This is a genomic window from Pseudomonas sp. S3_B11, assembly GCF_054667715.1.
Genome location: NZ_CP162749.1, coordinates 700,396 through 718,590 on the forward strand (window position 1 = coordinate 700,396; position 18,195 = coordinate 718,590).

Here is an 18,195-nt window from a genome sequence, read left to right on the forward strand (position 1 = left end):
ACGGTTATAGTGCCTTGAGCACCAGCCCTTGGCAGAGAACATCACGATGACGAAGTCTTCCCAACCCACTCCCGCCGCACCCGTTGACCACTTGCGCTTTCATCGCCCTCACGCGCATCTGGCGCCGACCTTTGGCAATGACCGCTTTGCGCTGAGAGCGGAGGCGTTCGCGCGTTTTTTCGGGACGCCGATGTTCCTCGGGGCGCAAACCCTGATCGTGCTGATATGGGTCAGCCTGAACCTGGTGGGGGTCTTTCATTTTGATGCCTACCCGTTCATTTTGCTGAACCTGGCGTTCAGCCTGCAGTCGGCCTATGCCGCGCCGCTGATTTTGCTGGCGCAAACCCGCCAGGCCGCTCGGGACAAAGCCCAGGCGGAAGCCGACGCTCAGCATCGTGAAGCCTTGGCCATCGCCAACAGCGAGCGCCAAGCCCAGGCCGCGCAGAATACGGCGCAGTTGCTTGAGTTGTTGGAGCAGAACACCCGCCTGACGGAAATGACCAAGGCATTGACCGAGCGTATCGACAACTTGACCACTGAAATGCACCAGAAGGTCGTGCACAACCCATCGGTGCAGTAGCCCTACATTCCAGGACTTCCTGATCAAGCCTGGTAACGGCTCAGGAACATGTCGAGGGCCGATTCGATCACCTGGGCCTGCTCATCCTGGGTCAGGCTGGGTTGCCCCATCGAAACCTGCGGCCAGAAGGCGAACGTCTTGAGCAGCCCATGCATTTGCTGGGCGGCAAATGCCGGCTCCGCGGGTTTCAACCGACCATCGGCCTGGGCTTGGCGAATCCAGGCCGTCAGGCCTTCTTCACGCTGGCCCATGCGCGAAACCATGTCCTGGGCACGCTCCGGGGAATGAATGGTTGCGGCGATGGCGATGCGTGCCAGGTCGAGGAAGTTCTCGTCCGCCAGCATATGCAGTTTGGCTTGCAGCAACGTTTGAAGCTGTTCCCGTAGCGGCTTTTGCGGGCTGTAGGGCATGTCCTGTTCTGCGGTAATGCTGTTCCATAACCGATTCAGAATTTCGGCAAACAATTCTTCCTTGCTCGGAAAATGGTTATACACCGTGCGCTTCGATACGCCGGCAGTCGCCGCGATCTTGTCCATGCTGGTGATCTCGAAACCGCTGCTACGGAATTCAGCAATCGCGGCCTGGAGGATGGCTTCGCGTTTTCGCTCGGTAAGGCGCTGCGGTACGGTCATGGGCAATTCGTCGGTTGAGATGAGAGAACTTACACTCGGCAGTTTACTTGCTCCCGGGATTCATGCAATCTAGAAACTACACCGAGTGGTGTAGTTTCTAGAGTCAAGCGGCTGAGCGTGCATGCAACGGCCATCCAGCGTCCCACAACGGCGAAGCGCAATTGCGCCGACGCCCTTGGAGTTATCGCACCATGACCATTCCCTCTCTTTCGACCGACAATCCGTCCGCCCATGACGCATCCCGGCATGAACAGGGCAAGTATCGCAATCATGCCTTCACGCCTCGGGAAGGTTTTGGCACCACCCTGCGCATCATCTGGAACCTGATCTTCCACAAGCCGCGCACCACTCGGCCTTCGGGCGCCATCGAGGTTCAAGCGCTGACGCGCGCTGCGCTGCTGGCGGCGCCGAACACCAGCGTCTTCCGCCTGGGCCATTCCACCCTATTGCTCAAGCTGCGGGATAAATTCTGGCTGACAGACCCGGTGTTCTCCGAGCGTGCCTCACCTGTGCAATGGGCCGGCCCTAAGCGTTTTCATCAGCCGCCCATCAGCCTGGAAGAATTGCCGCCGATCGAAGCGGTGATTCTTTCCCACGACCATTACGACCACCTCGATCATCAGGCCATCCTCCAGCTGGCGGCCAAGACTCGCCACTTCCTGGCGCCCCTTGGCGTGGGCGACACCCTGATCAAATGGGGGGTCGACGCCAGCAAGGTGCGTCAGCTGGACTGGTGGCAAGGTACCGAGGTGGACGGTATCGAATTCGTTGCCACGCCCTCCCAGCACTTTTCCGGGCGAGGCCTGTTCGACAGCAACAGCACCTTGTGGGCCTCGTGGGTGATGATCGACGACGCCACGCGAATCTTCTTCAGCGGCGACACCGGCTACTTCGAGGGTTTCAAACGCATCGGCGAGCGATATGGTCCCTTTGACCTGACGCTGATGGAAACCGGCGCCTATAACGTCGATTGGCCCCACGTCCACATGCAGCCGGAGCAGACCCTGCAGGCTCATATAGATCTCAAGGGCCGTTGGCTGCTGCCGATCCACAACGGTACGTTCGACCTGGCGATGCATGCCTGGTATGAACCCTTCGATCGCATCCTGGCCCTGGCCTGGGAGCGCAGTGTTTACATTGCCACGCCGCAAATGGGCGAAGCATTCACCCTGACGCATCCGCAACGTGGCCGCGCCTGGTGGCTGGACGTGGAGCCCTCGGGGTACCAGGACCAGGCCGGTATCGCATAGCACTTACAGGATTGGCGTTATTCAATCATTGCGTAATCGGAGCGCCCCATCGGGTCCGGCGTCGCACCCTTGATGTTCATGCCGCGCCCCGGTGCGAAGCCGGGGAAGAACACCAGGCCCTCGGCCTCCAGGCGAAAGGCCAGGGCCAGGCGAGTCACATCGAGCAACTCGCCACCGGCCTCGAAGCGGCGGATGGCCTGGACCGAGACGCCGGATTGGCGGGACAGTTCCTCGACACTCCAGCCCAGCATGACTCGCGCCTGTGCACTGTGAGCAGGGGTGAATTGATAGACAGCGATGCGTTCCAGGGTGGTTTTGATTGCGAGAGAGGCCATGGGGGGCTCCAAAGCTGTGGGATTAAAAAATACTGTGTTTTTGTACAGTTGTTTTGAATCCCGATCAATCTCATTTTTTGATCAATGACCGGCGGTCTTCTCCAGCCAGGCGCTCGGGGCGTGACCCAGTACGCGACGAAACATCGTGGAAAATGCCGCAGGACTGTCGTAGCCCAGGTCCAGGGCGATTCGGGTCACTGAATTGCCTACGGCCAATCGGGACAATGCCGACATCACGCAGGCTTGTTGTCGCCATTGGCTGAAACTTAAGCCGGTTTGCTGGCTAAAAAGGCGATTGAACGAGCGCAAGCTGATAGGCAATTGCGCCTCCCATTGCACAGGCGAGACATGGGCGTCCGGGTGTTTCAGAAATGCCTGGCACAGGCCCAGCAGGCGCGGGTCTTGAGGCAGTGGAAGGTGCAGCGGCAGATGGGCGCTGCGCAGCAGCTCGTGCAGCAGCAGATCGATCAGCGCACCGTCCCGCCCAGCCTCGTCATAGTCCAGCACAAGCTCCACGGCTTCCATCAGCAACTGGCGCATCAGGGGCGACACGCTGATGACCTGGCAACGGGCGTCCATGGTCGTTACCGCGGCCGGTTCGATATACAAACTTCGAGTGCTGACGCCCAGCATCAGTACCTCATGGGCAACCCCGGGCGGAATCCACACCGCCCGTTGCGGCGGCACCACCCAGTTGCCGTCTGCCGTGCTGACCTGCATGACTCCGGTGGCGCCGTAGAGCAACTGCGCGCGCCGATGGGTATGGCGCGGCAACCGATGACCGTCGGGGTAATCCGTGCCGATAGCCACTACTGGCCGTGGCGTGTCCTCCAGCAGGTCAATCGAAACATTGCGCATCGAGCGGTATCCAACGATTGGCGTAAACGCAAACATTATTGGCTTACTTGCTGAAGCAGGCCAAGCCCCATCGCTCTATCGTCGGCCTCTCTCAATTAACGGAAGCTGCGCGATGTCCTACCTCTTGTTGGCACTCTTCGGCTGCATGACTGGCGTCACCGCTGTGTTGTTCGGCTTCGGCGGCGGATTCGTCGTGGTGCCCTTGCTATACCGCATGCTCACCGCCAGCCACGGCGCTGACGACCCTATCGGCCAATCGGCGATGCACATCGCCGTGGCCACCTCGACCTGCGTGATGATCGTCAACGCGCTGATCGCCACCGCCAAGCATCACCGCGCCGGTAACCTCATTCGCCACTACGTGTGGCCGTTGGGCGGCTTCATCGGCCTGGGCGCTATCGTTGGCGCCGTTGCCGCGATGTGGGCGAGTAGCGAAGTCATTCGCTATGCCTTCATCGCTTATCTGGGTGTAACCATTCTGGACTGCTTGTTCAGACGCGGTTTTCTGACACGGGCTGACGCTGTAATCCCACGGCGATTGGGTAGGGCGGAGGTATCGGCAGGCGGAATCAGCATCGGCGTTATCGCTACTTTTCTGGGCGTGGGTGGCAGTGTCATGACCGTGCCGTTATTGCGTCGTTGCGGGCTGAACATGTCGCGCGCGACGTCCATGGCTAACCCGCTGAGTTTGCCGGTTGCGGTGGCCGGGACGCTGACTTACATGGCCACGGCCGGGTTTACCGAGTTTGATTTGGGGCCGTGGTTTGTTGGGTATGTGGATTTGCAGGCGTTTGCGGTTTTGACACTGGGCTCGTTAGTGGGGATTCGATTAGCTACGCCATGGATCGGGCGGATACCGGATCGATTTCACGCCGGGGTTTATATCGGATTGTTGATCGTCGTGATGTTGGGCATATCGGTGCAGTAAGTTGCTGCATGGCATTGCTCAAAATTTTGTGGGAGAGGGTGGCATATCGATTCTATGAGGCTGATTCGTCATACTTCGCTCCACTCATTTCGTGAGCTGACGCTCGCTTTTTCCAGGAAGATTCCATGTTCAAAGGACTGTTGCTCCTCGCATCCAGCGCCGTGTGCCTGATCGCGTTCTGTTCGACAGCCAGTGCCGATGGTGGTAGTGGCGTCTTTACCGGCACCTTGGGCAAGATGCCGATTGTGCTGGGACTCAACACTGCTCAAGAGGACGAGGTCATCGGTCGTTATTTCTATGAGAAATACCATCGTGACTTGGGATTGAGCGGCTCGCTGCAAGGAAAGACCCTGACGCTGGTCGAGGGCGGTACCCGTTACGACGACGGCCAATCGCTGCCAACCCTGACGCTGCAAAAAACGGCCAACGGCTGGCAGGGTGAATGGAAAAGTCTCAAGGACAAAGTTCTGCCCGTGCAGTTGACCGAAGCCACGCTCCCTGCACCCGGAGCTGATCTTCCCCCCGTTATCGCCGAGCTGCGAAAAAGTGACCCTTATGAGTATCTCCGTCTGCTGGGCTTGAAACTCAAACCGGGCAAGAAAGAATCTTTCATGGGCCATGACTTGCAATGGTGGACGGAGCCACAATCCGGTATTTCCATGTTCAGCGTCGAGTCCGGCTACTCGAAAGACGAACTACAACGGGTCAATCGGCAATTGTTGGGGCGGCTCTGGACCGAAGTCATCAGCTACCACGGCTGTCTGTTGCAGGGCGCGGATAATGCCGAGTTCGACCAAGGTGTCGCGCCCAAATTCCTATCGCCCGATGTGATCAGCCTGAACATTTCCACAAGTTACTACTGCGGCGGCGTGCATCCGGATTTTGGCAATTCGCCGCTCAATCTCGATGCTCACACCGGCCACAGTTTGTCGCTGGAAGATGTGCTCTGGGTTGGCACAGGCAAGCCACCGCTGTACGCCGGCCACAACGATGCGGGTGATGCTCCGTTGACCGATGGAGAGAGCCAGGCGCGATACACTTACCAACGCGAGGTATTCGCGCCATGGCTGATCAAGCAACTCACCACGCTGTACCCCGACGAGATGCTGAAACCAACGGATGAAGACAGCTGCGACTACACCGATGAAGGCGTCTGGGGATATTCCAATTGGTACTTCACCGAAAAAGGTTTGTACTTGGGACCGTTCTTCGTCCGCGCGCAACGCGTTTGTGATGACCCCGGCTGGTCGGTGCTGCCGTACGCAGTCGTAAAACAACACCCCGGTGCGGTCAAACTTCAATTGCCCGGGACTGGTGACTAACCCTCAGCCAACCCGGGCGCTTTCCGAATAACGAAGTGATCCAGGTTCTCGATATTGGCACTGAACACCCCGAACGTCTGTTCGGGGTTCTTCTTGCTCGGTACCTGTTTCAACTCCGGCGTCACGCCATAAAAGAAGCAATACAACGGAGCGTCACTGTCGACGGCATGCTTGATCTCTTCCAGGAACGCTTTGCGCTTGCGGTAGTTATCGATCAGCTTCTTGCTCAGGTAAACGTTGACCGAGTAAGGCTTCTTCTTCGCCTCGTCCGGTTGCTTGAACCAGACCTTTGCTTCGAAATCGATGCGAAAGCTTTGTGTGTAATCCTTGATCTCCTTGATCTTGCCCCAGTAAATCAAGCCCTTGTTGTCCTGCAAATACTCGATTTTCTTGAAGAACGATCCATAGGGCGCCGTGTGCTCGCCAATCTTCAACAGCTTGCGCTTGAGCAGGTCCTTGTCCGCGAAGTTCGACACAAAACACTCCACCGGGTGGGCAAAGACACTGGTCTTGTCGGGTGTCGAATCCTGGGCGCAATGAACGTCATCACCGTGGGACGATAGGGTGGGCGACGTAGGCCGAGTCGCTGCTTCAACGTCCTTCGACGGATCGGACGGCTTGCGTACGTACTGACGCCGAGTCAGCAACAGCTCCGACGGGAAATGCTCCTCACGGTCGTCATCCGTTTGTGCCTCAACACTCTCCGCACCCAACCCCGGCGTTTTCGGACTGACGTAAGGACAGCCCTCGATATGCTGGGTAGTCGGTTGATTCTTGAAATGTGGCGTGCGGATGTAATTGATGTTCTTGGCGTTGAACGTCGTCAGCCGATTGTCCTCATCAAACGCCGCCCGACAGGCATCGTTGGGGCACTGAAAGCGCTCCTTGGCCGAATCGAAGGCCATGGTCTCGTCGAAATTCAGATCCCGAACGTCATAGATCGAAAGCTTGGCATCGAGGCTGAGGCAGTAGGCGGTATCGAATTTCATCGGGGCTCGGGTCCATGAGAGGAAGTGTATTAATACCGAAGGACGCGGCGGGCTGCACCCAAAGTTTCAACACACCACAAACCCCCTGTGGGAGCGAGCTTGCTCGCGATTCCCAAACCCAACCCAACCATCAAGCCTGCCACCCACCTGCGCCCTGACACCAACCTGTGGCGAGGGAGCTTGCTCCCGCTGGGCTGCGAAGCGGCCCCCGTTCCGCAGTATCAGGCTCAGGGTAATCGGTATCATAATGCCGATTAATCGCTAGGTTCTGCAGATAATCGGAATTATATTGCTGATATAGGGGCTTTGAGCGAGACTAACCAGCATCATAGTTCCGGTTGAGGTGAAAATGTCAGAGCATCTCACTATCCAGACTTACGTTGAAGGCCATTGGCGCGACGCTGTGGTCCTCACTGTGTCGAACGCCCAGAAGGTTGATGAGTCGCGATGCAGCGTATCTTATGACCAACATTACTTGGTCCATTTCATCCATAAGCTGGAGACCCCATTCGAACCCGCCATCAGCGTAAACCTTCCGCTGAGTTGGAACCCTGTCGATAGCAAAGGTTATCCCCCATTTGTCTACGACATCATACCGGCCGGTGCTGCTCGTAAATCTCTGCAAAAGCGATTCGGTGGGGAAAAGCCTGATGGCATGGACATGGGCTTTTTCCTCCTGAGTCGCTGCACACCTTCACCCATTGGGCACTTGCGCGTGAAGGAATCTTTCGAGCATATCGACCAGACTCGCAAGGAGGCCTTTGCACGCAAAGAAATCGTAGACAGAACAAATGACTTCCTCGAATACGCCTATGAATCTGGCGCTGCGCTGGGCGGTGCTACGGGCGCTCAGGGGGAAGCTCCGAAGCTGATTATGGTTGAGGATGGGGATGGCGCGCTTTATGCCGATGCGATGCTTTCTGACGAACTTGCGCGTCGTCATTGGTTGGTGAAGTTTGCTCGCAACCAAGCGACTGAGCGCGACAAGAACATCCTACGGGCCGAGTACCACTATTACAAAGCGATCTCCCAACTCGGTTTGAACACGATATCCACAAATGAACTCGTGCTTGAGGAGGCAGATAAGCCAAGCCTGTGGATGCCTCGCTTTGATCGGCGAGTCGCCGACGGCGTCGTGGAAAGGATTCCGGTCGAGTCGATTTATTCTGTGTGTGAGAACACTGAGCCTGGTTCGAGAATGAATCATGAGGATGTGCTCAGCCGCCTGATCCATCTGTGGCGTACAAATGGGCAGGAAGGTGAGCTTGAGGAATTGGTATTCGAGTACCTGCGTCGTGACCTGCTCAACCGTATCCTCGGAAACTCGGACAACCATGGACGCAATACGGCCATTTTCAGATATCGGGAAAAATTCGAGCTGGCGCCGATCTACGACCTTGCACCGATGGTGCTCGATCCTGAAGGCGTTACTCGGGCAACCAAATGGCAGCCCGAGCACATGGGAAATCCAGACTGGAAAGTGATCTGCAGTAACTTCCAGGACTTGGTCAGCCCTGACGTGCTTTTCGAGCGCTTGCTTGGAGCCGCCGAGGCATTCAGAGCTTTACCGGATCTGCTGGTCGATCTTCCAGAGGAAGTGAGGCGCGCTCAGTCTATTCCGCTGAACAATTTGGATAAGCGCCTGGTTGAATGGGGGCTACGATGAAAGAGAACACCAACGAACGGCGCAGGGAGCTCATTGACGACATCGTCATGCAGCATGTGACGGGGATCGAAACCCTGGGAACCGCTATTCGCCGGCTACGGCTTGAGGTGACCGGCCTGGATCAGGAAACCTTTGCGGTCATGTGCAACATGTCGACCAAGGCCCTATACCAAATCGAGAAGGACAAGGGTAATCCAACCATTAGCACCATCGACGAAATTCTCAGGAAATTCGGGCTTCGCCTGGGGCTGACCCTGGCTGCCACAACCCTTTACACCCCGCCGCTCAGGCAGCCAAATCTGGTTTCCAAAATGCCCGTTCGCGGTGCCAATCCAAAACGCAAAAACGGAGGACCGCTCCGTAGTGTTATTGCGAAGAGTAAGAATAGCGACATGGGGCGGACTGAATAAGCGATGAGGCAAAATCCTCAAGACAGAGACTAGATGCGTCAGATCGAGTCTATCGAACGCTCAAGCTTGGTCAGCTAAATCCATGGAGGCGATGTATGAGTGAACAGGTGCAAGTAACCCTGCAAGAAGCAAAGTCCCAGCTCTTACAACTGGGGGCACGTGCATGGCTGGGCGACAAGGTGGTGATCACCAAGGCCGGCAAGCCTTATCTGGATCTGCTGCCCCATATCGATACACCGCAGACACGCAAGCCTGGGCGGTTGAAGGGAAAGATTCGGATGCCGGCGGATTTTGAGCGCACCCCCGAGGACATCATCGAGGGTTTTGAGGGTCGGCTCTGAGTGCAGACGAATCTTCCTGATCTGAGATTTCAGCAGATACCTCAGCCATGCAGGCCTCGTCAAACTCTCGCATGGTGGCCTTGTCGATAGCACCGATTTTCAGCAGCGCTTCGGCCGAGCTGTGAATCGATTCGAAGGCCTCACTTTTGATTTTGTTCGTCATTGCATATCCCCATATGTCCTTTTTCGTCCAACAAAAACTGGGCGTTTCCCGCAACCACTATTCCACACTGCCAAAGCGTGGGAACCCGCCCGCGATCTTCAAAACAACGCAGCAACCAAGCCCTACACCAACCTGTGACCTGACACCTGTGGCGAGGGAGCTTGCTCCCGCTGGGCTGCGCAGCAGCCCCAATTCAATATTCCCAACAAAAACCGCCGCCCGAACACGGACGACGGCTTCCGATTGATTCTCAAAACCCTCGCAAAATCCGAGAAGCTTTCCGCCACCAGGATTCATGCTGGCTAAACGGATCATCCACCAGCACCGCGGGCATATCCCGCAGGCGAATCCATGGCTCATCCTGCCAGTGCAGCATGCAGAGCGACATCTTCGGCCAATCCAACACGCTCAACGTAGGCCGTTCCACCTTATGCGAATAGCGCTCATCCCGCAGGGTTGGCACTACCTGATGCGTGATCCACTCACGCAGCAATCGATATTCAGGGCAGTAGTGATAAACCAGCAATGGCATAGACGCCTGACTCGCTCAACATCAGACGCTCTTCAGTCAAACCGTGGACATGCACGGGCATCATCCGGCGCTGGTCAGGGTCAAGCTTGCGCGTCATGCGTTCATCAAGGTGCTTGCTCATCAACCGCCCCAAATCCGAGGCGCTGAACCAAGCTTGGTTTTCAACCAAGAGGGTATGCAGATGGAGGTTGTGACGGGTGAAAGCGATCGGAATATAAGCATCAGGCAGATGGGTCTCCGAGGTATACGGAGAGCAGGGTGAAATTTTTGTGGGCATAACGACCTCTACGTTCAAAGGTTAGCGGCGCGAGCCCGACGTAGAGGATGTAAGAAAAATCCCAACTAGCTATTTCTCCACATAGAGTTGCAAATGTCCTTAGACAGTACGCGGTTCTATGTTCGGCGATTAGCTACTACGTTGGGCGTTTCTTAGGCACCTGCGACTAAGATAAGTAACGAGGCGATACGGCGTCAATGCGGAAAGATTCTGAGTTTTTCGTAGGGCAGAGGTGGCGTGCCTGTCCTGAAGTTAAACGCGGCTTTGGTTCCGTTGAATACAAAAACCCCGTTTTCACGGGGTTTTAGTTACGTGTGCAGCCTAGGATTTTTCTTTCAAATCAATCCCAGCTCAAAGCCCCACCGGTCTGATACTCAATCACCCGAGTCTCAAAGAAATTCTTCTCTTTCTTCAAGTCCATGATTTCGCTCATCCAAGGGAACGGGTTAGTCGTCCCTGGGTACTCTTCTTTAAGGCCAATCTGCGACAGGCGACGGTTAGCGATGAACTTGAGGTAGTCCTCCATCATCGCCGCGTTCATGCCCAGCACGCCGCGAGGCATGGTGTCGCGGGCGTATTCGATCTCCAGCTGGGTCCCTTGCAGGATCATCTGGGTCGCTTCTTCCTTCATCTCGGCATCCCACAGGTGTGGGTTTTCGATTTTGATCTGGTTGATCACGTCGATGCCGAAGTTCAGGTGCATGGATTCGTCGCGCAGGATGTACTGGAACTGCTCGGCGACGCCGGTCATTTTGTTGCGGCGGCCCATGGAGAGGATCTGGGTGAAGCCGCAGTAGAAGAAGATGCCTTCCAGGACGCAGTAGTAAGCGATCAGGTTGCGCAGCAGTTCTTTGTCGGTGTCCGGGGTGCCGGTTTCGAACTTCGGATCGGAGATCGAACGGGTGTATTTCAGGCCCCAGGCGGCTTTTTTCGCGACCGATGGGATCTCGTGGTACATGTTGAAGATCTCGCCTTCATCCATGGCCAGCGATTCGATGCAGTACTGGTAAGCGTGGGTGTGGATCGCCTCTTCGAACGCCTGGCGCAGGATGTACTGGCGGCATTCCGGGTTGGTGATCAGGCGGTACACGGCCAGGACCAGGTTGTTGGCAACCAGGGAGTCGGCGGTGGAGAAGAAGCCCAGGTTGCGCATCACGATGCGGCGCTCGTCGTCGGTCAGGCCTTCCGGGTTTTTCCAGAGGGCGATGTCGGCGGTCATGTTGACTTCTTGCGGCATCCAGTGGTTTGCGCAGCCGTCCAGGTACTTCTGCCAGGCCCAGTCGTATTTGAATGGCACGAGCTGGTTGAGGTCGGCGCGGCAGTTGATCATGCGCTTTTCATCGACGGCGACACGGGCGGAGGCGCCTTCGAGTTCGGCGAGGCCTTCGGCGACGTCGAGTTTGTCGAGGGCGGCCTTGGCGCGAATGATCGCGGCCGAGTCGCTGGCTGTCACGGCCCGGGCTTCCAGGGCGGCGGCACCGCCGGCGCTGTCGAGGCGGTCCATGTTGGCTTCAGAAGCGTGGCCGGCGTTTGCGCCTTTTACAGCAACTTCGCCGTCTTCTTTGTCGAATTCGTCCCAGCTCAGCATGACGTGTCGTCTCCTGCGTGAGGGCCAGATGCCCGATGAAGGCCTACTGGCCGCGGTGGATCTTGAAAAATCGTTTGTTGCAGCAGCTGACGCAGGCAATAAACAGAAAAATGTACGGGTCATTCCGGAGCGGCTGTGAACGCGAGGAGGCGATTGGCCTCTGCGTGGGCTCCAGGTAGGCGTGATCCCCTGTAAGGGAATATTGCAGGCCCGTTTAACGCGGCATTATAAGGACTTTTTTGCCTACGTGCTGCGACGAAATAGCTCACAGAAGGGGTAGTGGGCGGCATATCCGCATGGGAGCGAGGGTTTACAAGGCTTTGGCCGCTGAAGATTTTTTTTGCATGGATCGTATTGCAGTTTTTTTTGATCAAAAAACGAGCGTTTTTTGCGTGTTTGCACTACATGTTGTGTTTGCGGAGGGGTTTAAGCGGTTCTAGACACAACCAGGCCCGATCGAAACCGGGCCGTGGAAAATGTCAGTAATGATCAATCGATATGGGCCGAACCGGTGTGATCGCTGCCGTCGCTAGCCACCGCGGTGGGGTCAGTGTTGGCGTGATCGTCACTGGCGATCGTGGCGGAATCCGTCTGGTCGTAACCCTTGATCGCGGCTGCGGAACCGGTGCGATCAAAACCGTCGGCGGCGAAAGTATTGGTGGCCAGCACGGACAGGGCAAGGGCGAAGATCAATCTGCTTTTCATTTGGTAGTTGTTCCTGGTTCGATGACGTTGATCAGCCGTTGGAGCAGCCATTGCCCATGACGCTGTAGCGCAGGATGTGGCGTTGGCCCTTGGAATCGTCGTATTCCATCTTCGCCGGGACCACTTCGCAGACGTTCGGGATTTCGCTCATGGAGATGACTTTGGCGATGTCCAGGTGGGTGGAGTAGGTGTACTCCTCGATGGCCGGTTTTTGCTGTGCAGCATCGGTCGGGAGCTCGTCTGCCATCGCGGTGGCGCAAAGGCTGCCGAGGACCAGAACCCATAAAGCTTTCATCTAATTCACCTTTCTTGAAGTCGAGTGGGGTCACGCAACCTTTTTAGGGTTGCGTGTGGAGCTGATTTTGGAAGTTTGATTAACGGCCTTCGTGGGGGCTGTGTTGCGCTAATCGTGTTTGCCGGTTGGCGAGGTGGATTTTAGAAGGTGAGGGTGGGGGTAAACAGACTCGGTTTTGATAAACACTGTTGGTTGATCTGGTAATAATCGACTGGGAGTCGGTGGCTGTCTGGTGAATTGATATTGGATGGGCAGGCGCTATCGCGAGCAAGCGCGCTCCCACAGGGGATTTGGTGGGATTGCACGTTAGTACCGACATTTTGTAGGGACTTGTTACTACCATCGTCGAATGGTTCTATAGGCCCGCCCCGGGCTACAACGGGATCATACAAAAACAACTATTCACCGAGGTAAGAAAGATGAGTGCGGCTTCTGTGTATCCCGTTCGTCCCGAGGTTGCGGCCAATACGCTGACTGACGAGGCGACCTACAAGGCCATGTACCAGCAGTCGGTCGTCAACCCGGACGGCTTCTGGCGCGAGCAGGCCAAGCGCCTCGATTGGATCAAGCCTTTCACCACGGTGAAGCAGACGTCCTTCGACGATCACCATGTCGACATCAAGTGGTTCGCCGACGGCACCCTGAACGTTTCCTACAACTGCCTCGACCGTCACCTGGCCGAGCGCGGCGATCAGATTGCGATTATCTGGGAGGGCGATGACCCTGCCGAGAGCCGCAACATCACCTATCGCGAGCTGCATGAAGAAGTCTGCAAGTTCGCCAACGCCCTGCGCGGCCAGGACGTGCACCGCGGCGACGTGGTGACCATCTACATGCCGATGATCCCTGAAGCCGTGGTCGCGATGCTGGCCTGTGCCCGGATCGGTGCGATTCACTCGGTGGTGTTCGGCGGTTTCTCGCCTGAAGCGCTGGCAGGCCGGATCATCGACTGCAAATCCAAAGTGGTGATCACCGCCGACGAAGGCGTTCGCGCCGGCAAGAAGATCCCGCTCAAGGCCAACGTCGATGACGCGTTGACCAACCCGGAAACCAGCAGCATCCAGAAGGTCATCGTGTGCAAGCGCACCGGTGGCGGCATCAAGTGGAACCAGCACCGCGACATCTGGTACGAAGACCTGATGAAAGTGGCCGGTACCGTTTGCGCGCCGAAGGAAATGGGTGCCGAGGAAGCGCTGTTCATCCTCTACACCTCCGGTTCCACTGGCAAGCCCAAGGGCGTGCAGCACACCACGGCCGGCTACTTGCTGTACGCGGCGCTGACCCATGAGCGGGTGTTCGACTACAAGCCAGGCGAGGTCTACTGGTGCACCGCCGACGTGGGTTGGGTCACCGGCCACAGCTATATCGTCTACGGCCCGCTGGCCAATGGCGCGACCACGCTGCTGTTCGAAGGCGTGCCGAACTACCCGGACATCACCCGGGTGGCCAAGGTCATCGACAAGCACAAGGTCAGCATTCTCTACACCGCGCCGACCGCCATCCGCGCGATGATGGCCTCGGGCACCGCCGCCGTCGAAGGTGCTGACGGCAGCAGCCTGCGCCTGTTGGGTTCGGTGGGCGAGCCGATCAACCCGGAAGCCTGGGACTGGTACTACAAGAATGTCGGCAAGGAGCGTTGCCCGATCGTCGATACCTGGTGGCAGACCGAAACCGGCGGCGTGCTGATCAGCCCGCTGCCAGGCGCCACGGCGTTGAAGCCAGGTTCGGCCACGCGTCCGTTCTTCGGCGTGGTGCCGGCGTTGGTGGACAACCTTGGCAACCTGATCGAAGGCGCGGCCGAAGGCAACCTGGTGATCCTCGATTCGTGGCCAGGCCAGGCGCGTACGCTGTACGGCGACCATGACCGTTTTGTCGACACCTACTTCAAGACCTTCAGCGGCATGTACTTCACCGGTGACGGTGCGCGTCGCGACGAGGATGGCTACTACTGGATCACCGGTCGGGTGGATGACGTGCTCAACGTGTCCGGCCACCGCATGGGTACTGCCGAGATCGAGAGCGCCATGGTCGCCCACCCGAAAGTCGCCGAAGCGGCGGTGGTCGGTGTGCCGCACGACATCAAGGGGCAGGGCATCTACGTCTATGTCACCCTCAATGCCGGCGAAGAAACCAGCGAGGCCCTGCGCCTGGAACTGAAGAACTGGGTGCGCAAGGAGATCGGTCCGATTGCTTCGCCGGATGTGATCCAGTGGGCGCCGGGGCTGCCGAAAACCCGCTCCGGCAAGATCATGCGCCGCATCCTGCGCAAGATCGCCACGGCGGAGTACGACGGGTTGGGTGATATCTCCACCCTGGCTGATCCGGGTGTGGTGGCACATCTGATCGAGACGCACAAGACCATGAACGTTGCCTGACGGTAGCGTGTAAAACCGAAAAGCCCCGCCCGGTAGTACCGAGCGGGGCTTTTTTATTTCGAATAATCGTTCCCCGCTCCGCGTGGGAATGCAGCCCGGGATGCTCCGCGTTCCTCTCCAGAAGTCGAACGCGGAGCGTCCGTAGAGGCGTGCCCACGCAGAGCGTGGGAACGATCAGGCCTGGCTCGTGCGAATGGATGAATAAATATCGACCTTCAAAGTAGGAGGTGTCTGAACGTTACCGGTGTTTCGAAATGTGTAACCAAAGGCGCCACAGCGGGGCGATGTGAAACGCCAAGCCCCATTACAGGGCGGTTCCAGGCGTCTCCCAAAATAAGCCGACACGCTGTGCTTGCCGGATTAGAAGGGTTTGCGAATAATGGGCCCGCTATTTGCAGCATAGATCGGTTTCCCTTCTTTTGCTCTTGCATGAATTTGCGGGGCTGTCAATGCGCTCGAACAGCTTTCTCGGTGCTTCTGTAATTTGTTGTCGCATTGAAGAAATATCGGCTTCGGGCCTGTCGTTAGAATGCCGATCACTCGCTCGTCGTGGCTCGTGTTGAATAAAACGTGAGCTTCCTAGGACGCAGCACCAAAGTTCGTTTCACCCATTCGCATATTGGGCTGTTGCTCACTCTGCCGTTTTTGCCCTTTACCGATGGAGTCCCAAGATGAAGAAACTTGTGCTGCTTGGCGCCCTGGCACTGTCCGTGCTGTCCCTGCCGACCTTCGCTGATGAGAAGCCCCTGAAGATTGGTATCGAAGCGGCTTACCCTCCGTTCGCCTCGAAAGCTCCGGATGGCAGCATCGTCGGTTTCGACTACGACATCGGCAATGCGCTGTGCGAAGAGATGAAGGTCAAGTGCGTGTGGGTCGAGCAAGAGTTCGACGGCCTGATCCCGGCGCTCAAGGTCCGCAAGATCGACGCGATCCTGTCGTCCATGTCGATCACCGAAGATCGCAAGAAGTCGGTTGATTTCACCAACAAGTACTACAACACCCCGGCCCGTCTGGTGATGAAGGCCGGTACCCAGGTCAGCGACGGCCTGGCCGAGCTCAAGGGCAAGAACATCGGCGTGCAGCGTGGTTCGATCCACGAGCGTTTCGCCCGTGAAGTCCTGGCCCCGCTGGGTGCCGAGATCAAGCCATACGGTTCGCAGAACGAGATCTACCTGGACGTGTCCGCTGGTCGTCTCGACGGCACCGTGGCAGACGCTACGCTGTTGGATGACGGCTTTCTCAAGACCGATGCCGGCAAGGGCTTCGCGTTCGTCGGCCCGGCCTTTACCGACGTCAAGTACTTCGGCGACGGCGTCGGCATCGCGGTGCGCAAGGGCGACGCGTTGAAGGACAAGATCAGCGGCGCGATCGCGGCCATTCGCGAGAACGGCAAGTACAAGCAAATCCAGGACAAATACTTCGCTTTCGACATCTACGGCAAGTAACGACGTCCCGCCACTCGTGCGAAATGGCGCAAGCAACAGGATCTCTGCGGTTTGCGCCATTTTTTCATCCCACTTTCGAGGACCTGAATCATGTTGAAAGGCTACGGGGCTGTCATCCTCGATGGCGCATGGTTGACGCTTGAGCTCGCCTTGTCGTCCATGGCCCTGGCCATCGTCCTGGGGTTGATCGGCGTTGCGTTGCGCCTCTCTCCGGTGCGCTGGCTGGCGTGGCTGGGCGACCTGTATGCCACGGTCATTCGCGGTATTCCCGACCTGGTGCTGATCCTGCTGATTTTCTACGGCGGCCAGGACCTGCTCAACCGCGTGGCGCCGATGCTCGGTTACGACGACTACATCGACCTGAACCCGCTGGCGGCCGGTATTGGTACCCTGGGCTTCATCTTCGGTGCCTACCTGTCGGAAACCTTCCGCGGTGCCTTCATGGCGATCCCCAAGGGGCAGGCCGAGGCGGGCATGGCGTACGGCATGAACGGTTTCCAGGTGTTTTTCCGGGTGCTGGTGCCGCAGATGATTCGCCTGGCGATCCCGGGCTTCACCAACAACTGGCTGGTGCTGACCAAGGCGACCGCGCTGATTTCGGTGGTGGGCCTGCAAGACATGATGTTCAAGGCCAAGCAGGCGGCAGATGCCACGCGCGAGCCTTTCACCTTCTTCCTCGCAGTGGCGGCGATGTACCTGGTGATCACCAGCGTCTCGTTGCTGGCATTGCGTCACCTTGAGAAGCGCTACTCGGTAGGCGTAAGGGCGGCTGATCTATGATCTTCGACTACAACGTCATCTATGAAGCCTTGCCGCTGTATTTCAGTGGCTTGCTGACCACCCTGAAGCTGTTGGCCCTGTCGCTGTTCTTCGGTCTGTTGGCGGCGTTGCCCCTGGGACTGATGCGGGTGTCCAAGCAGCCGGTCGTCAACATGACGGCGTGGCTCTACACCTACGTGATCCGCGGCACGCCGATGCTGGTCCAGCTGTTCCTGATCTACTACGGGCTGGCGCAGTTCGCGATCGTTCGCGAAAGCTTCCTCTGGCCGTGGCTGTCCAGCGCAACCTTCTGCGCCTGCCTGGCGTTCGCCATCAACACCAGCGCCTACACCGCCGAAATCATCGCCGGCAGCCTGCGGGCCACGCCCAACGGTGAGATCGAAGCGGCCAAGGCCATGGGCATGTCGCGCTACAAGCTGTATCGCCGGATCCTGCTGCCATCGGCCTTGCGTCGGGCGCTGCCGCAATACAGCAACGAAGTGATCATGATGTTGCAGACCACCAGCCTGGCATCCATCGTGACCCTGATCGACATCACCGGTGCCGCGCGCACGGTGAACGCGCAGTACTACTTGCCGTTCGAGGCCTACATCACGGCCGGCGTTTTCTACCTGTGCCTGACCTTCATCCTGGTGCGCCTGTTCAAACTGGCCGAGCGCCGCTGGCTGGGTTACCTGGCCCCGCGCAAGCACTGATAACGCATCGATCCGATCGACTGCTCAAC

Annotated in this window: 19 protein-coding genes and 1 pseudogene; 11 read left to right on the forward strand and 9 right to left on the reverse strand. The window is 57.7% G+C overall.

Annotation, left to right across the window (positions count from 1 at the left end):
• The first annotated feature begins 46 nt into the window (after positions 1-46).
• A complete protein-coding gene (locus AB4O22_RS03225; protein WP_003204831.1) occupies positions 47-580 on the forward strand; it encodes a DUF1003 domain-containing protein in 534 nt (177 codons plus the stop codon).
• 23 nt (positions 581-603) lie between these two features.
• Here AB4O22_RS03225 and AB4O22_RS03230 read toward each other — a convergent pair whose 3' ends face one another.
• Positions 604-1,212, reverse strand: a complete 609-nt coding sequence (locus AB4O22_RS03230) for a TetR/AcrR family transcriptional regulator (RefSeq protein WP_003204829.1) — start codon at positions 1,210-1,212, stop codon at positions 604-606.
• 191 nt (positions 1,213-1,403) lie between these two features.
• On the opposite strand from AB4O22_RS03230, the gene AB4O22_RS03235 reads away from it, so the two are divergent.
• Entirely contained in the window at positions 1,404-2,462 is a 1,059-nt protein-coding gene (locus AB4O22_RS03235) for an MBL fold metallo-hydrolase (protein WP_460095860.1), read from the forward strand.
• A 17-nt stretch (positions 2,463-2,479) separates the two neighbouring features.
• Here AB4O22_RS03235 and AB4O22_RS03240 read toward each other — a convergent pair whose 3' ends face one another.
• Positions 2,480-2,797, reverse strand: a complete 318-nt coding sequence (locus tag AB4O22_RS03240) for a helix-turn-helix domain-containing protein (RefSeq protein WP_028237368.1) — start codon at positions 2,795-2,797, stop codon at positions 2,480-2,482.
• 81 nt (positions 2,798-2,878) lie between these two features.
• Complete coding sequence (locus AB4O22_RS03245; RefSeq protein WP_460095861.1) at positions 2,879-3,655, reverse strand: AraC family transcriptional regulator; 777 nt, start codon at positions 3,653-3,655, stop codon at positions 2,879-2,881.
• Between the two features lie 112 nt (positions 3,656-3,767).
• On the opposite strand from AB4O22_RS03245, the gene AB4O22_RS03250 reads away from it, so the two are divergent.
• Positions 3,768-4,583: a sulfite exporter TauE/SafE family protein gene (locus AB4O22_RS03250; RefSeq protein ID WP_223472677.1), complete on the forward strand. Its 816-nt coding sequence runs from the start codon at positions 3,768-3,770 to the stop codon at positions 4,581-4,583.
• A 125-nt stretch (positions 4,584-4,708) separates the two neighbouring features.
• Positions 4,709-5,905, forward strand: a complete 1,197-nt coding sequence (locus AB4O22_RS03255; protein WP_460095862.1) for an RsiV family protein — start codon at positions 4,709-4,711, stop codon at positions 5,903-5,905.
• On the opposite strand, the gene AB4O22_RS03260 is transcribed toward AB4O22_RS03255, so the two are convergent.
• Positions 5,902-6,894, reverse strand: coding sequence for a hypothetical protein (locus AB4O22_RS03260; protein WP_223472675.1), 993 nt, complete (start codon positions 6,892-6,894; stop codon positions 5,902-5,904). The genes AB4O22_RS03255 and AB4O22_RS03260 overlap by 4 nt on opposite strands.
• A gap of 349 nt (positions 6,895-7,243) precedes the next feature.
• Here AB4O22_RS03260 and AB4O22_RS03265 point away from each other — a divergent pair, with 349 nt between their 5' ends.
• The 3 genes from AB4O22_RS03265 to AB4O22_RS03275 all read left to right on the forward strand — a co-directional run bounded on the left by AB4O22_RS03265 (position 7,244) and on the right by AB4O22_RS03275 (position 9,311).
• Positions 7,244-8,560 (forward strand): type II toxin-antitoxin system HipA family toxin, encoded by a 1,317-nt coding sequence (locus tag AB4O22_RS03265; protein ID WP_223472674.1) that lies wholly within the window; start codon positions 7,244-7,246, stop codon positions 8,558-8,560.
• Entirely contained in the window at positions 8,557-8,970 is a 414-nt protein-coding gene (locus tag AB4O22_RS03270; RefSeq protein ID WP_223472673.1) for a helix-turn-helix domain-containing protein, read from the forward strand. Before AB4O22_RS03265 ends, AB4O22_RS03270 begins: the two co-directional genes overlap by 4 nt.
• Positions 8,971-9,065: 95 nt before the next feature.
• Positions 9,066-9,311, forward strand: coding sequence for a type II toxin-antitoxin system Phd/YefM family antitoxin (locus AB4O22_RS03275; RefSeq protein WP_029866779.1), 246 nt, complete (start codon positions 9,066-9,068; stop codon positions 9,309-9,311).
• Here the strand turns inward: AB4O22_RS03275 and AB4O22_RS03280 are convergent.
• The 5 genes and pseudogenes from AB4O22_RS03280 to AB4O22_RS03300 all read right to left on the reverse strand — a co-directional run bounded on the left by AB4O22_RS03280 (position 9,283) and on the right by AB4O22_RS03300 (position 12,871).
• Positions 9,283-9,474 carry a DNA-binding protein gene (locus AB4O22_RS03280; protein ID WP_080675449.1) on the reverse strand — a complete coding sequence of 64 codons (192 nt, stop codon included), beginning with the start codon at positions 9,472-9,474 and terminating at the stop codon, positions 9,283-9,285. The genes AB4O22_RS03275 and AB4O22_RS03280 overlap by 29 nt on opposite strands.
• A 250-nt stretch (positions 9,475-9,724) precedes the next feature.
• A pseudogene (locus AB4O22_RS03285) lies at positions 9,725-10,235 on the reverse strand (BRO-N domain-containing protein).
• A 388-nt stretch (positions 10,236-10,623) separates the two neighbouring features.
• Positions 10,624-11,871 carry a ribonucleotide-diphosphate reductase subunit beta gene (locus tag AB4O22_RS03290; RefSeq protein WP_003204812.1) on the reverse strand — a complete coding sequence of 416 codons (1,248 nt, stop codon included), beginning with the start codon at positions 11,869-11,871 and terminating at the stop codon, positions 10,624-10,626.
• A gap of 489 nt (positions 11,872-12,360) precedes the next feature.
• Complete coding sequence (locus tag AB4O22_RS03295) at positions 12,361-12,576, reverse strand: hypothetical protein (protein WP_003204810.1); 216 nt, start codon at positions 12,574-12,576, stop codon at positions 12,361-12,363.
• Positions 12,577-12,607: 31 nt separating this feature from the next.
• A complete protein-coding gene (locus AB4O22_RS03300; protein WP_003204807.1) occupies positions 12,608-12,871 on the reverse strand; it encodes a DUF2790 domain-containing protein in 264 nt (87 codons plus the stop codon).
• A gap of 419 nt (positions 12,872-13,290) precedes the next feature.
• Between AB4O22_RS03300 and acs the strand changes: the two genes are divergently transcribed.
• The 4 genes from acs to AB4O22_RS03320 all read left to right on the forward strand — a co-directional run bounded on the left by acs (position 13,291) and on the right by AB4O22_RS03320 (position 18,166).
• Positions 13,291-15,246, forward strand: coding sequence for an acetate--CoA ligase (gene acs / locus AB4O22_RS03305; protein ID WP_003204805.1), 1,956 nt, complete (start codon positions 13,291-13,293; stop codon positions 15,244-15,246).
• A 671-nt stretch (positions 15,247-15,917) separates the two neighbouring features.
• A complete protein-coding gene (locus AB4O22_RS03310; protein ID WP_223472670.1) occupies positions 15,918-16,691 on the forward strand; it encodes an ABC transporter substrate-binding protein in 774 nt (257 codons plus the stop codon).
• A 90-nt stretch (positions 16,692-16,781) separates the two neighbouring features.
• Positions 16,782-17,471, forward strand: a complete 690-nt coding sequence (locus AB4O22_RS03315) for an ABC transporter permease (protein WP_003204800.1) — start codon at positions 16,782-16,784, stop codon at positions 17,469-17,471.
• Positions 17,468-18,166 carry an ABC transporter permease gene (locus tag AB4O22_RS03320; protein WP_003204798.1) on the forward strand — a complete coding sequence of 233 codons (699 nt, stop codon included), beginning with the start codon at positions 17,468-17,470 and terminating at the stop codon, positions 18,164-18,166. Before AB4O22_RS03315 ends, AB4O22_RS03320 begins: the two co-directional genes overlap by 4 nt.
• The last annotated feature ends 29 nt before the right edge of the window (positions 18,167-18,195 follow it).

What these genes read in the sequence shown, in the direction of transcription:
- AB4O22_RS03290 (WP_003204812.1), bottom strand. Translation starts at nt 11,871, where the DNA reads ATGCTGAGCTGGGACGAATTCGACAAAGAAGACGGCGAAGTTGCTGTA.
- AB4O22_RS03310 (WP_223472670.1), top strand. Translation starts at nt 15,918, where the DNA reads ATGAAGAAACTTGTGCTGCTTGGCGCCCTGGCACTGTCCGTGCTGTCC.
- AB4O22_RS03280 (WP_080675449.1), bottom strand. Translation starts at nt 9,474, where the DNA reads ATGACGAACAAAATCAAAAGTGAGGCCTTCGAATCGATTCACAGCTCG.
- AB4O22_RS03265 (WP_223472674.1), top strand. Translation starts at nt 7,244, where the DNA reads ATGTCAGAGCATCTCACTATCCAGACTTACGTTGAAGGCCATTGGCGC.
- AB4O22_RS03235 (WP_460095860.1), top strand. Translation starts at nt 1,404, where the DNA reads ATGACCATTCCCTCTCTTTCGACCGACAATCCGTCCGCCCATGACGCA.
- AB4O22_RS03300 (WP_003204807.1), bottom strand. Translation starts at nt 12,871, where the DNA reads ATGAAAGCTTTATGGGTTCTGGTCCTCGGCAGCCTTTGCGCCACCGCG.
- AB4O22_RS03240 (WP_028237368.1), bottom strand. Translation starts at nt 2,797, where the DNA reads ATGGCCTCTCTCGCAATCAAAACCACCCTGGAACGCATCGCTGTCTAT.
- AB4O22_RS03255 (WP_460095862.1), top strand. Translation starts at nt 4,709, where the DNA reads ATGTTCAAAGGACTGTTGCTCCTCGCATCCAGCGCCGTGTGCCTGATC.
- AB4O22_RS03275 (WP_029866779.1), top strand. Translation starts at nt 9,066, where the DNA reads ATGAGTGAACAGGTGCAAGTAACCCTGCAAGAAGCAAAGTCCCAGCTC.
- AB4O22_RS03295 (WP_003204810.1), bottom strand. Translation starts at nt 12,576, where the DNA reads ATGAAAAGCAGATTGATCTTCGCCCTTGCCCTGTCCGTGCTGGCCACC.
- AB4O22_RS03230 (WP_003204829.1), bottom strand. Translation starts at nt 1,212, where the DNA reads ATGACCGTACCGCAGCGCCTTACCGAGCGAAAACGCGAAGCCATCCTC.
- AB4O22_RS03270 (WP_223472673.1), top strand. Translation starts at nt 8,557, where the DNA reads ATGAAAGAGAACACCAACGAACGGCGCAGGGAGCTCATTGACGACATC.
- AB4O22_RS03260 (WP_223472675.1), bottom strand. Translation starts at nt 6,894, where the DNA reads ATGAAATTCGATACCGCCTACTGCCTCAGCCTCGATGCCAAGCTTTCG.
- AB4O22_RS03225 (WP_003204831.1), top strand. Translation starts at nt 47, where the DNA reads ATGACGAAGTCTTCCCAACCCACTCCCGCCGCACCCGTTGACCACTTG.
- AB4O22_RS03250 (WP_223472677.1), top strand. Translation starts at nt 3,768, where the DNA reads ATGTCCTACCTCTTGTTGGCACTCTTCGGCTGCATGACTGGCGTCACC.
- acs (WP_003204805.1), top strand. Translation starts at nt 13,291, where the DNA reads ATGAGTGCGGCTTCTGTGTATCCCGTTCGTCCCGAGGTTGCGGCCAAT.
- AB4O22_RS03320 (WP_003204798.1), top strand. Translation starts at nt 17,468, where the DNA reads ATGATCTTCGACTACAACGTCATCTATGAAGCCTTGCCGCTGTATTTC.
- AB4O22_RS03315 (WP_003204800.1), top strand. Translation starts at nt 16,782, where the DNA reads ATGTTGAAAGGCTACGGGGCTGTCATCCTCGATGGCGCATGGTTGACG.
- AB4O22_RS03245 (WP_460095861.1), bottom strand. Translation starts at nt 3,655, where the DNA reads ATGCGCAATGTTTCGATTGACCTGCTGGAGGACACGCCACGGCCAGTA.